Consider the following 12539-nt stretch of genomic DNA (forward strand, 5'->3'; position numbering starts at 1 on the left):
TCCAAAACGAACGGCCCGCATCGCTGCGGGCCGTTCGCCAACTCAACGACTACGAGTGCTTACTTGCGCTGCGAGGCCGTGGCGTCGCGGGCGGCACGGAACTCCGAATCCTTGCTCCAGTTCGGCCAGGTGTTCGAATTGGCCAGGTCGCTGCCCAGCGTGTAGAGGATCTGCAGGTCGCGCGCCATGCCGGTGAACGACCAGCCCGCTTCCCACTCGTCCGACGGCTGGTGGTAGTGCTTGGCGACGTAGTCGTCCTCGGCCGCCTTGCCGGCAGCGACGCCGCCGTCGACCCAGTCATTGCCCGTGCCGAACGAAATCGCCGGCACGCCGCGCTTGGCGAACGGGAAATGATCGGAGCGGAAGAAGTGACCCGCTTCGGGCTTCGGATCCGCCGAATACGTCAGGTCCCACTTCTTCGCGGTGGCGGTCAGTTCGTCGAGCAGGTCGAGCTTGGCGCTGCCGGAGATGGTGAAGTTGCGGGCCGGACCATGCGGGTCGAGCGCGTCCATGTTGATGTCGGCGACGGTCTTGGCCAGCGGGTAGAGCGGCTTGGAGGAGTAGTACTCCGAGCCCAGCAGGCCCTTTTCCTCGGCGGTGACGTTGAGGAACACGACCGAGCGTTCCGGCTTGGGCTGGCTGGCGAAGGCGCGGGCCAGTTCGATCAGCGAAGCCGTGCCGGTGGCGTTGTCCACGGCACCGTTGTAGATCTTGTCGCCCTTGGCGTCCGGTGCGCCCACGCCCAGGTGGTCCCAGTGCGCGCTGTAGATCACGGTTTCGTCGGGGCGCTTGCTGCCCTCGATGCGGCCCACGATGTTGTGCGAGGTGATCACCTTGGAGTCGATCTTGTAGTCGGCCGAGAACGACTCACCCTTGAGTTCGACCGGCTTGAAGTCGCGCGTCTGCGCCTGCTTCTTCAGCGCCTCGAAATCCAGGCCGGCGGCTTTGAACAGGTCCACAGCCACGTCGCGCTGGATCCAGGCCTCGACCGGCGTGTGCACGCTGGAGGGGTGGTCGCGCACGACGTCGAACTGGGTATTGGTATTGGAGTTGGCCACCGTGGCCCAGCCGTAGGAGGCCGGGGCGGTTTCGTGCACGATCAGCATGCCGGCGGCGCCCTGGCGGGCGGCCTCTTCGTACTTGTAGGTCCAGCGGCCGTAGTAGGTCATGGCCTTGCCGCCGAAGTCGCCCACGCCGGTCTCGAAGTCCGGGTCGTTGATCAGCACCACGGCGATCTTGCCCTTGAGGTCGACGCCCTTGAAGTCGTCCCAGTTGCGCTCCGGCGCCTTCACGCCATAGCCGATGAACACCAGCGGGGCATTCTTGATCGACACCGCCTTGGAGCCGTCCAGTGCGGCGCGCACGGCAATTTCCTTGCCCTGGGTCAGCGCCTCGTTTTTGCCGTTGACCGAGAACGACAGGGCCGGCTTGCCGGCGATGTCGGACTGCAGCAGCGGCACGGCCTGGGTCCATTCGCGCTTGCCGTTCTTGAGGTCGCCGCCGGGCTGGACGCCGGCCGCCTTGAACTGCGCCACCACGAAGTCGATGGTCTTGGTCTCGCCGGCGGTCGCCGGGCCGCGGCCTTCGAAGGCATCGGACGCAAGCGTCTTGACGTCGTCGGACAGGCGGTGCGGATCGATGGAGGGGGCGTTGGGGGCGGCGGCGAACAACGCCGACGACACCGACAGGGCGAGCACGGATAAGGCCAATCGCTTCATGGACAGCACCTAGGGGGTAAACGAAGCTCGATAGTAGACAGCGATCGCGCCGGGGGTCCATAGCGAGTCGGGGCCGGTCCATGGCCGGCGGCATGTCCGGGCGACCAAAAAAGCCCTGAAAAACAGGGCTCCGGCGCCCCCAATCGTGACTTTCTTCACCCCAGGTTGGTGGCCGACGCAAAAAAACCGCATTTTTTCCGTCTTGCAGCTTGGCGGGATGGCCCGGCATGCCATACATTCCGCATGCCGAGAGGCATCCAAACACCATCATCTTGATGACCACGGGGAAATGTATGGCGAAGGCGCAGAAAGCCGCAGCAAAGAAGAAGACCGCTCCGAAGGCAGCTCCGAAGGCAGCCGCCAAGGCAGTTGTCCATAAGCCGATCAAGGAAGCCCTGGGCAAGTCCGGCCTGGTTGCTCACATCACCGAAACCAGCGGTGTGATCGCCAAGGACGTGCGCGCCGTACTGGCCGCGCTCGAAGCAGCCGTGACCGGTTCGGTGCACAAGAAGGGCGCCGGCCACTTCACCCTGCCGGGCCTGCTGAAGATCACGGCCGTCAGCGTGCCGGCCAAGCCGAAGCGCAAGGGCATCAACCCCTTCACCAAGGAAGAGCAGTGGTTCGCTGCCAAGCCCGCCACGGTGAAGCTCAAGGTTCGCCCGCTTAAGAAGCTCAAGGACGCCGCGCTCTGAGCGCCGTCGTTTCCTGAGAGTTGTGAAGTCTGGTGCGGCGCTTGCGCCGCACCAGACGGACACGGGAAGCATCCCGGTCCTGTATGCATCGAGTCGCCGCGCCGCCGCCGCCGACCCAGGTCCATTGCAAACTCCTGTCAATGACAGTTGCTGCCACTCAACCGTCCAGCGCCATGGTTCGACTCCCCATGACGTACTCCTCGGCTCTCTGCATGGCGAGCTGACACGTTGATCGGCGTGCATGCGCATTCGCTTCGCGGCCCGCGCGCGCATCGCTCACGTTCGCTTGACGCCCACGCGCGGAATCTGGCGACCGCGATGCAGGACGCACTGGCGCGAAAGCGCGCTCATTCGTTAACGGCGACCCAAGCCGCGAAGCATTCCTGGTGAAACTCCCTGGGAGCGCAAGATGAAAAAGACCGTGTGGATCGTGGTCGCGAATCGCGCCGTGGCGCGGTTGTTCCGGACGAACCAGCCGATGGGTCCACTGGAGGAAATGGATGCCTTCATCCACCCCGAAGGGCGGCTGCAGGAGCACGAGCTGGTCTCCGATCGCGCGGGCCGTGGCTTCGAGCGCATGGGGCAGGGCGGCTTTGCCGAAGACACGGACACCACCGCCATCGCCCACGAGACCGCCAACTTCGCCCTTGCACTGACGCGGTTCCTGCAAAAGGGCCGCACCGATGGCCGCTTCGACGTACTGGTGCTGATCGCGGCCCCCGCCTTCCTCGGCAGTCTGCGCGAACGCATGGACGGACCCACGCGCGAACGCGTGATGCTGGAAGTGGACAAGAACCTGGTCCACCTCGACGCCGCCACCCTGCGCGGCTACCTCCCGGAACGCCTGTACTCGGCGGTAGATGGCTGATCGCCGGGCGCCGGATGATTTGGGCGCCAATAAAAAAGCCCGCTCGAAGGAGCGGGCTTTTGCGTTCTGGTGCGGCGGGGTACTGCATTGAACCGTCGCGACTAACATTGATAGTCGGCTCGGGTGTTCATTGGAGCAAGGCAACGATCAGCCGCTTCGGCCACTCGCACAGGCTTTAATTCGCACGTCGACAGCCGCGTGTGCAGCTTGTTCAAGCTTGCTCGTATCCGAGCGCGACTTCAGCAGCGAGCGAAGAGGAAAAAGGAAGAAAGTGGCGGAGTGAGTTTCTGGTTGGAAAATGTCTCTGACCCCTTTGTACTTCCAGCAAAACCAAGGCTATGCCCCCTTGGCATCAGTGTCGCCCAGCCCGTCAAACCAGCAACCGGCGTATCGGTGACGAATAACGCCGGTACGGACGGCCTCGTCTACATCGTCGGCGGAACGATAGGAAATATTGCGGTGGGGTCTCCGTCGGGCTCCACATTCACCGGCATTGCCGCAGCCCCTTGTCCTATCATGGCTTCCGCAGGCGGGTTCGTCACGCTGTTCGACACCGTCCCGCCTACATGGAAACGGTTCGGAAATTAAAGCGGCGTCGCCAGGATATTCATCACGCTGGCTGGCTGGAAGGTGACTTGATCGACATTGACGACCTCATTGTTGTCAATGTCCTTCAGTTCGTAGCCATACCTGGCCAGCCGGCTGAGATAGGACTGGCCCGATGAGTTGGCTTGATTGAGCCAATACTCGTTCACCTCCGTCAGGATGACGGGTCGGTCACGTTCCAGAATGCGGGGCATGCCCAGCAGGACGGCGGGCTCGTGGCCTTCTACGTCCAGCTTGACGAAGGCCACGCGGTCCTTGGTCACGTCATCGGCACGGACGCAGGGGATCATCGTGACCCCCTCTGGCTCGTCAGTGGCAATCATCATGCCCGAGTGCTGGGCGAACGACCTGATGGCGTTCTCGGCGGAGCAGGCCATCTTGCTGGCCGACACGATGCCATCAAACCTGTTCTCGCGGATGTTCTTGGTGAGGATGTCGAAGCTGTCGGACATGGGCTCAAGGGCATGGACGCGGCCTGTAGAGCCAGTCAGGGACGCCATGTGCATGGTGAAGAAGCCCGTCTGTGCGCCAATGTCCAAGCACACGTCGCCAGGCTTGATATGGGCCATCATGACCTCCACGGCCTTGGGCTCATAGACTCCCATTCCCATCTTTACGCCCATGTCCCTGTCCGATGTCCTGAACCAGAACCGGAACCGCTCAAGCTCAGCCATCCACGTGTGCCCGCTGGGGAAGAACCCGCCGCTACGGCTGAATTCGGCGGAATCCAATATCCCGTTGATGAACTGACGGAACGGCACATCGTGGGCGTCAAAAAGGGCTTCCAGTTCCCCGCCTAGCGCTGGCATCCGGCCTAGGAACAGGCGGTAGGCAAACAGGGCGTCAACGACGCTTGTTGGGCCGCTAGGATGGATCGGGGCATAGGCATTCAGCAAGGTCTGCAAGTTCGACATGAGGCGTTTGCGCTGATCGTTGCTGGCATCAAAAGCGGCGTTCATAGGGCCTTCCATCAATGGGTGAGGAGAGCGAAACCATGAAGTAGTTGGCACTTATATTACTTCTACCCTTACTACTGTTTTGCTGCGTTTACGCGCTGTGCGTCTATTTGTGGCTCTTGGTTACAAATCCCGACAAGCCATGGACGATTGCCAATCAGGTGGACGGGCTTGGCGGCGTCAGCGCCAACGGCAAAGAAAACACCACCATCTCAGCTCGGGCGGCTCGCGCGAGGAACGCGAGGGAAGCATTGGGTCAGAGTGATCTTCTGGTTCGAAAATGTCTCTCCAACGGCGTGCTGTGGGATGGCGATAACGATTCATGGCAGCCGCCAAGGGGATGCGAGGCGGTTCTCATCGAGGAGGGCGTCGTCGCCGGCCCTGGCTATATGTATGCCGGCTGTGTCTTCACACCTCCGGTTGGGCCGAAGAATCCATAGGGAGCCTCCCATGCGGTAGCATTCGGCAAAACCATAGGAAGGTGCAATGGGATTGTATCGTCTACTCCTGGCCGTCGCGGTCGTCCTATCGCATCTCGGCTTCGATACATGGCTGTTCGACTTGAGCCCGGGCGTCGTGGCAGTCGTATCCTTCTTCGTGATTAGTGGGTACGTAACCAGTGCACTGATCGAAAAGCACTACGACTCCCTGGCGCAGGCGCCTCAATTCCTGCTCGATCGCGTCATGCGTATCTTCCCGCAGTACCTAGTCTATCTGGCGGCAGCTATCGGTCTACTGGTGATTGGCGGCGACTTGGTCGCCAATTGGCTGCCGGTCACGCCAGTCACCGTGGCTCTCAACGCGCTGATGCTTCCGACCAGTTATTACATGCTCAGTGATGCAGCGCAGGCGCTCAATCCTCCGACCTGGACGCTGGGGCTGGAGTTCACTTTCTATCTGTTCGCTCCGATCCTCATCATTAAGCGATGGACCGTCGCCGCCTTCGTGCTGTCCATGATCGTGTTCGGTCTCGCCTTCTCGGGAGTTATCGACACCGACGTCTATGGCTACCGCCTAATCCCCGGGACGCTCTTCATCTTCCTTTGCGGGAGTTTCATGCGCCCGTCAGCGACTACCCTTCAGCGCGGTCTCGTCGTGGTCGCTTGGGTTATCGCTGCCGCGATGCTCGTTCTCTTCGCCATGATTCCCCGGTTTCATGTTCACTACAACGGCGAACTGGCGACTGGCATCGTCATCGGCGTTCCCGCCGTCGCACTTCTTACGGGGCTTCGTTATCGCAAGATCGACGAAGTCTTCGGGAACATCAGCTATGGTGTTTACGTCAACCACTTCCCATTGATCTGGCTCTTCACCCTGGCAGGGATCGACACGGCCACCGGTAAGACCTGGCCGGCAAGACTGTGCCTGCTAGTCACGTCGTTCGCCCTTTCATGGGCAACCTATAATCTCGTAGAGCGCCCCATCATTCGCATTCGGCATCGCATTCGTCGAGTTCAGCCCGAAATTGCGGCTGCACCCACACCTGCGCTCCAGGCCGCCTCGGAGCGTTGATCGCTCGGGAAGAGATGCTGCCGGAAGATTTGGGCCGGAGTGATTTTCTGGTTCGAAAATGTCTCTGACCCCTCTGTACGTCAGTGCTTCTGGGTGACAAGCGGTGTAACCAATCCACCGCCACCGCCACATCCGGAGGCAATACCCCTATGAAAGGGGAGGTGCCAAAGCGTGAAATATGCAGACGGCCAAGACCTGCGGTTAGGCGACAGAGTAACCCTATGGGGTGACTGTCACGGAGCGATTGTTTGCTCCATTGACGCGGGCGAACACACCTCGGATTTTCGGAAAAACGAGGTCAGAGTGACTTTCTAGCTTGAAAATGTCTCTGACTCCCTTGTACGCGTCTCCATAGTTGAGATTTGCATCGGCCACCATGCTCGCCCCGTTGACTGGTGACGTGTGATGACGCAATGCGAGTGTTCGTGGGTACATCAGCAAATGTGGCTCTTTACCAGGGAGAATCTCCGCCGCTGGACTGTCCACCCGGCCATTGAGCCCGACTGGATCCAAGAATGGATGGCCGGCGTGCCGCTGGATACCCCTCCACTTACCGAGCGTGCGGCGTTTGCCCTCACCAGGCTCTTCCACCTCGAGGGGTGCTCTGCTGAAAACGCGGTGTTGATTGCTGCGTGCTCGATAACCGCTGCTACGAATGGATGGGAGCAAGTCTGCACCCTTGTCGGAATTCCGCCCGATGAAACGAAATGGCCGGATTTTCGACGCCCTGATTCGGATGCCATCGCGGCATACTTTGAGGATTGGTTTGATGCGACGGTCGGCCCTGACGATGACACGGACGCCTACATCGAACGACTGAAGCTGGCCCAGATGCAACAACTGAAAGACCATGAAGGGTGGGGCCTGGCCGCCGTGCTTGCCCAAGTCACAGGCCCGAAGGTAATGAGGAGTCGACGTGACTATTCAGAGTCTTGAAAAGAAGACAGGAGAATTCTTCCTTCGCCACTGGGCTAATACCGGGCTTTCCATTCCGGAGTGGCAGTGCTGGGATGATTTTTTGCATGCGCCAGTTCCCAGTTATAACTTGGGCGGGTGCTATGCGCTGTTTCAAGGATCAAGTCTGATCTACGTTGGATCAGGAATTAGCAGGGGTAGTGGTCGTTACCGCGATCAGGGAATTTCCACCAGAATGATGAAGCACGTCTATTCGACGGACCGAGACAAGCCGGGGATGTACAAGCTTTGCGACAAGTGGGCGGCTGTCACGGCCATCTTCACCATTGGATTCCCAAATGAATGCGCCTATCTGGCGGTAGCCTTGGAAACATATCTGATTCGCGAACTCGGTCCGCCAAGAAATCGTAGGCTCTAACAAGCAATTGGCAAGCCGGAGCGCTACCTTTGGCCCCTTACCCTTCGGAAGGCGCGTTTGGCCGATGCATCCAGTGAAGGGGCGGCTCCTCCCGCTGGGCGAACGTTGAAGCACGCGTACACCTGCTGATGTTGCAGGGCATTTACGGCCCGAACTATCGGCCGCCCGTGGAGGGTATCTGCCGCTTGTTGAAGCACTGCACCGGCTTCAACCTACGGTTGGCGCCCCTCTGCGGTATGCGCATCTCGCGGCGGATGACTTGCGCGGGGCAGCGTGCCGGATCGACGGCACGTTTTTGACACCCACAAAAAAACCGCACCTGGTGCGGTTTCTGTAAGTCGCTGACTTAAATGGTGGCCGGGGACGGAATCGAACCGCCGACACGGGGATTTTCAATCCCCTGCTCTACCAACTGAGCTACCCGGCCAAATTGTCCATGAGCGCGTATCGCGCCCCGTGGAGCCGTGCATTAAAACGGAAGCGCGGCGCTTCGTCAAGACTCTGCGTCGGGGGCGACGTAGCCTTCGGGCTGTTTGGCGTCGCCGCCGAACAGGAATTTCTCCATTTCGCCGCTCAGGAACTGGCGGGCCTTGGGGTCGAGCGGGCTGAGGCGATATTCGTTGAGCAGCATGGTCTGGTGGGCCAGCCATTGCTGCCAGGCCTGCTTGGAAATTTCCGCGTAGATGCGCTGGCCGAGTGGGCCGGGCCAGGGTGCGAAATCGAGGCCTTCGGCGTCTTGGCCGAGCTTGGCGCAGTGGACGATACGGCTCATGCGGTGCAACTCATCAGGTGACGTTTTCAAAGGCCCTGCAGCAGGCTGCGCACGGGCGCAGGCAGGCCGAGGGCGGCGCGTTCGCCGGCATCGCACCAGCGCAGGGAGGGATTATCTGCGATGCCGCGGTGGGCTGTCGCCTCGTCGAACAGCAGCGGCTCGACCTGCAGCCGGTAATGGCTGAAGACATGGACGAACGGGGCCAGCGCCTGGGCGTCGTCGATGCGGGCCAGCGACTGTGCCGCGCGCCAGGCGCCGTCGAGATCGCCGGCCTCGGGCAGGCTCCACAGGCCCGACCACACGCCTTGCGGCCCACGCCTCTCCAGCAGCACGCGGCCTTGTGCGTCGCGCAGGATCACCATCACGGTGTCGCGCGTGGGAATGCGCTTGCTCGGTTTGGCGCTGGGCAGTTGCGCGGTGAGTCCGTCGCGCTTCGCCACGCAGCTGGCGGCCAGCGGGCAGGCGTCGCACAGCGGGCGCGAGCGCACGCAGACGGTCGCGCCCAGGTCCATGATGGCCTGGGTGTAATCGGCGACGCGGTCGGCGGGCGTGAGTGCATCGGCGTGCTGCCAGAGCACTTTTTCCACCGCGCTCTGGCCGGTATGGCCATGGATGCCGAGCTGGCGCGTGAGCACGCGCTTGACGTTGCCGTCGAGTATCGGAAAACGCAGGCCATGCGCCTGGGCGAGGATCGCGCCGGCCGTCGAGCGTCCGATGCCCGGCAAGTCGGCCAGTGCATCGAAGTCGCGCGGCAGTTCGCCGACATGCTTCTCCACGCAGATCTGCGCGGCGCGTTGCAGGAAGCGTGCGCGCCGGTAGTAACCGAGGCCGGACCAGAGCGCGAGCACGTTGTATTCTTCGGCCGCCGCCAGGTCGCGCAGGGTAGGCAGCGCCGCCACGAAGCGCTGGAAGTACGGAATCACCGTAGCCACCTGTGTCTGCTGCAGCATGACTTCGGACAGCCACACGCGATAAGCGTCGCGCGGCTGCTGCCAGGGCAGGTCCTTGCGGCCGTGGTCATCGAACCAGGCCAACAGCGCGGCGGCAAACGGATTCATGGCGTCTTGCGGGTAGGGGCGGGTTTGGCGGTCGCGGGCTTCACCGGTGCAGCTGGCTTCGGCGCAGGGGCACTGGCGGCGCTGGCCGGCACGTCGGAACCGGCCTGGATGGTGAGGCCTTCGATGCTGATGTCGCCGGTGTCGATCTTCGCGATCTCGGCATGGCCGTTGCCTGGCGGCACCGCGAGTCGCGGGCCTTCGTCGTGGTCGAGCTGCGTCCACCAGTCCGCCAGTGCCAGCGGCGGCAGGTGCAGGTCGGCATGATTGTCCGGACCATCGATCTTGAGCGACAGCATCAGCGGGTTGCTGTCGTCAGCCGGTGCCAGTTCGATCGCGGTGACGTACTGCCCGGTGTCGGCATGATCGAGCTTGCCGGCGAGGTGGGCCGAGGCATCGGCAGCGCCGCGCCAGCGTGCGTCGCCGGCGAGTTGCAGCGTCAGCGTGGTGCTGTGGGTCAGGCGCAGCGCGATGTTGTCCAGTTGCAGCGCGCCGGCCTGGATGCGTGGCGTCAGCGTCAGGCGCAGTTGGGTTGGCGTGCCGTTGGCGTCCTTGGCGGAAATGGTCAGGCGGAACGGATGCTCGGAGGCGAGTCGCCCGGTTTCCAGCTCCACGTCGCCCAGCAGCAGCTGGTTGCCGCGCACCAGGCTGCCGCGGCTGATCTGCACGCCGGCGTCGATGCGGGGAATGTCTTCGGGCGCCGCGGCCGGCCCCGAAGGCAGGTTGGCCAGCCATGACTGCAAGGCGTCGAGGTCGACGCGCGGCGAGTCGATCTGCATCTGCGAGATGATCGTCTCGCCGCGGAACAGCGTGCGCCACGGCAGCGCCAGCCTGCCGCGTGCCGCGAGCAGGATCGGCATGCTGGCACCTTGCGCATTGAGCGTGATGCCTTGCAGCTCGAGCGCCGGGCGCGGGAACAGCGCAGGCGTTGCCGGGCTGGCCAGGTTGAGCTCGAGGCCTGCGCTGCGCGCCTGCGACTGCAGCACGGCGGTGATGCGCTCCGGCTGCAGCAGGAAATGGACCGCAATGAGTGCGATGACCACCAGCACCAGGGTGGCGCTGCTGGCCCATAGCAAGGTCAGGCGGAGCCAGCGCGGCACCGGTCGGCGCTCCTCAACCCTGTCCGAGGCTGGCGGGCAGAAGGCCGTCGACGTAGGCATCTGCTTCAAAGACGCGCAGGTCAGTCGCGGTTTCGCCCAGGCCCACGTAGCGGATCGGCAGGCCGAATTCGCGCGCCAGCGCGAACACGACGCCGCCCTTGGCGGTGCCGTCCAGCTTGGTCACCACCAGGCCGGTGACGCCGACGATCTGGCGGAACTGGCGCACCTGGCTCACCGCGTTCTGCCCGGTGGTGCCGTCGATGACCATCAGCACTTCGTGCGGCGCGTCGGCATCGAGCTTCTTGAGCACGCGCGCGATCTTGCCCAGTTCGTCCATCAGGCCGCCCTGCGTGTGCAGACGTCCGGCCGTGTCGGCGACCAGCACGTCGGCGCCGCGCGAGCGCGCCGCCTGCAGTGCGTCGAAGATCACGCTGGCCGAGTCGGCGTCCTGGCCCTGGGAGATCACCGGCACGCTGTTGCGCGCGCCCCAGGTCTTGAGCTGTTCCACCGCGGCGGCACGGAAGGTGTCGCCGGCGGCGAGCATCACCTGATGGCCTTCGTCGCGATAGCGGCGCGCCAGCTTGCCGATGGTGGTGGTCTTGCCGACGCCGTTGATGCCGACGGTGAGGATCACGAACGGCTGGTGACCGGTGATCGCCAGCGGCTTTTCCACCGGCCTGAGCAGCGCGACCAGCGACTGGCGCAAGGCCGCCAGCAGTGCGCCGGCATCGGCGAACTCGCGCTTGTGCATGCGCTTGCGCAGGTCTTCGACCAGCGCGGTGCTGGCTTCGATGCCCACGTCGGCGGTGATCAGCGTGGTTTCCAGTTCGTCGAGCAGGTCGTCATCGAGCTTGGGATGGCGATTGAACAGCGACGACAGGCCGCGTGCGAACGCACTGCCGGAGAGACGGTCGCGCCAGCCGCGCTTGGCAGTCGCGGCCTCGGCAAGGGCGATCGGCTCGAAGGACTCGTCTTCCACCGGCGCATCGGGCGGCGGTGGCGTTTCGGCCAGCGCTTCGCCCAGTGCGGTCTTGTCCAGTGAGGTGGCGTCAGTGTCGTGCGCAAGCTCGGCCGCAGGCACGGATTCCGTGGCGGGCCCTGCAGGCTGGCCCGGGGGTGTCTCTGCGGGTTTCTTCTTCCAGAACTTGAGCATTGCGGCAGCGATTCAAAGACAATGGGACGCATGCTACCACCCCCATCCGTACTGACCGCTGAGTTGGCGCTTCCATGAAGGCTGCCTCCGGGCGCATCCGCATCATTGGCGGGCAGTTGCGCAATTCACGCCTCGACGTGCCCGATCTGCCGGGCCTGCGCCCGACAGCCGAGCGGGTGCGCGAGACGCTGTTCAACTGGCTGGCGCCGATCATTGGCGGTGCCCGGTGCCTGGACCTGTATGCCGGCACCGGCGCACTGGGCATCGAGGCCTGGTCGCGCGGCGCGGCCGGCGTGCAGTTCGTGGAGCGCGATGCGCGGGCGGCGCAGGCCTTGCGCGACAACCTGGCGCGGCTGAAGGTGGCGGGCGGGCAGGTGGCCGCGACCGACGCGCAGGTGTTCCTGCAAGGCGCGGCACAGCCCTACGGGCTGGTGTTTCTCGATCCGCCGTTTGCGCTCGGGCTGTGGACGGCGGTGGCCGAGCGGCTGGAGCAGGGCGGCTGGCTGACGCCGGCGGCCTGGATCTACGTGGAGTCCCCGAAGGCGGCGCCGCCGCCGTTGCCGGCCAGCTGGCTGCCGCATCGGGAGGGGACCGCGGGTGAAGTCCGATATGCCCTGTATCGCCGGGTCGCGCCTGGCGCCTGAGCATGCCCTGCGTCGCGCCCCGCCTGCCGGGAAACGGTGTGCCGGCCCGTGCGGACGTGGTTGGAGTGGCTGACGAGTGCTGGCGCGGGCCCCGTTTTCACGCGTCGATCCGGTGCCGCCAGGGCTGTCC

12 protein-coding genes and 1 tRNA gene are annotated in these 12539 nt (G+C 63.6%); 6 read left to right on the forward strand and 7 right to left on the reverse strand.

Going from position 1 to position 12539, the window contains the following annotated elements:
• Positions 1-59: 59 nt before the first annotated feature.
• Complete coding sequence (locus ACXU4B_RS13615) at positions 60-1718, reverse strand: M28 family metallopeptidase (protein WP_131411646.1); 1659 nt, start codon at positions 1716-1718, stop codon at positions 60-62.
• Between the two features lie 293 nt (positions 1719-2011).
• On the opposite strand from ACXU4B_RS13615, the gene ACXU4B_RS13620 reads away from it, so the two are divergent.
• Together ACXU4B_RS13620 and ACXU4B_RS13625 are read left to right on the forward strand one after the other, a co-directional pair.
• Positions 2012-2410: an HU family DNA-binding protein gene (locus ACXU4B_RS13620; protein ID WP_131411644.1), complete on the forward strand. Its 399-nt coding sequence runs from the start codon at positions 2012-2014 to the stop codon at positions 2408-2410.
• Positions 2411-2819: 409 nt separating this feature from the next.
• Entirely contained in the window at positions 2820-3278 is a 459-nt protein-coding gene (locus ACXU4B_RS13625; RefSeq protein ID WP_131411642.1) for a host attachment protein, read from the forward strand.
• Positions 3279-3862: 584 nt separating this feature from the next.
• On the opposite strand, the gene ACXU4B_RS13630 is transcribed toward ACXU4B_RS13625, so the two are convergent.
• The gene (locus ACXU4B_RS13630) at positions 3863-4843 is read right to left on the reverse strand and encodes an FkbM family methyltransferase (protein ID WP_165583221.1); all 981 of its coding nucleotides are present in this window, start codon (positions 4841-4843) and stop codon (positions 3863-3865) included.
• A 483-nt stretch (positions 4844-5326) separates the two neighbouring features.
• On the opposite strand from ACXU4B_RS13630, the gene ACXU4B_RS13635 reads away from it, so the two are divergent.
• The 3 genes from ACXU4B_RS13635 to ACXU4B_RS13645 all read left to right on the forward strand — a co-directional run bounded on the left by ACXU4B_RS13635 (position 5327) and on the right by ACXU4B_RS13645 (position 7685).
• Positions 5327-6352: an acyltransferase family protein gene (locus ACXU4B_RS13635; protein ID WP_131411638.1), complete on the forward strand. Its 1026-nt coding sequence runs from the start codon at positions 5327-5329 to the stop codon at positions 6350-6352.
• A gap of 441 nt (positions 6353-6793) precedes the next feature.
• Positions 6794-7288 (forward strand): hypothetical protein, encoded by a 495-nt coding sequence (locus ACXU4B_RS13640; RefSeq protein ID WP_131411636.1) that lies wholly within the window; start codon positions 6794-6796, stop codon positions 7286-7288.
• Complete coding sequence (locus tag ACXU4B_RS13645) at positions 7269-7685, forward strand: hypothetical protein (protein ID WP_131411634.1); 417 nt, start codon at positions 7269-7271, stop codon at positions 7683-7685. The genes ACXU4B_RS13640 and ACXU4B_RS13645 overlap by 20 nt, the downstream gene beginning before the upstream one ends.
• Positions 7686-8036: 351 nt before the next feature.
• On the opposite strand, the gene ACXU4B_RS13650 is transcribed toward ACXU4B_RS13645, so the two are convergent.
• The 5 genes from ACXU4B_RS13650 to ftsY form a co-directional block, all read right to left on the reverse strand.
• Positions 8037-8112 (reverse strand) — tRNA-Phe (locus ACXU4B_RS13650).
• 66 nt (positions 8113-8178) lie between these two features.
• The gene (locus tag ACXU4B_RS13655) at positions 8179-8457 is read right to left on the reverse strand and encodes an oxidative damage protection protein (RefSeq protein WP_131411632.1); all 279 of its coding nucleotides are present in this window, start codon (positions 8455-8457) and stop codon (positions 8179-8181) included.
• Positions 8458-8483: 26 nt separating this feature from the next.
• Positions 8484-9515: an A/G-specific adenine glycosylase gene (gene mutY, locus ACXU4B_RS13660; protein WP_131411631.1), complete on the reverse strand. Its 1032-nt coding sequence runs from the start codon at positions 9513-9515 to the stop codon at positions 8484-8486.
• Positions 9512-10612, reverse strand: coding sequence for an AsmA family protein (locus ACXU4B_RS13665; RefSeq protein ID WP_131411629.1), 1101 nt, complete (start codon positions 10610-10612; stop codon positions 9512-9514). Before ACXU4B_RS13665 ends, mutY begins: the two co-directional genes overlap by 4 nt.
• 13 nt (positions 10613-10625) lie before the next feature.
• Entirely contained in the window at positions 10626-11765 is a 1140-nt protein-coding gene (gene ftsY / locus ACXU4B_RS13670; protein WP_131411627.1) for a signal recognition particle-docking protein FtsY, read from the reverse strand.
• 74 nt (positions 11766-11839) lie between these two features.
• Between ftsY and rsmD the strand changes: the two genes are divergently transcribed.
• Positions 11840-12409 carry a 16S rRNA (guanine(966)-N(2))-methyltransferase RsmD gene (gene rsmD, locus ACXU4B_RS13675; protein WP_131411625.1) on the forward strand — a complete coding sequence of 190 codons (570 nt, stop codon included), beginning with the start codon at positions 11840-11842 and terminating at the stop codon, positions 12407-12409.
• Positions 12410-12539: the final 130 nt, after the last annotated feature.

The sequence above is a fragment of the Dyella soli genome (assembly GCF_054482295.1).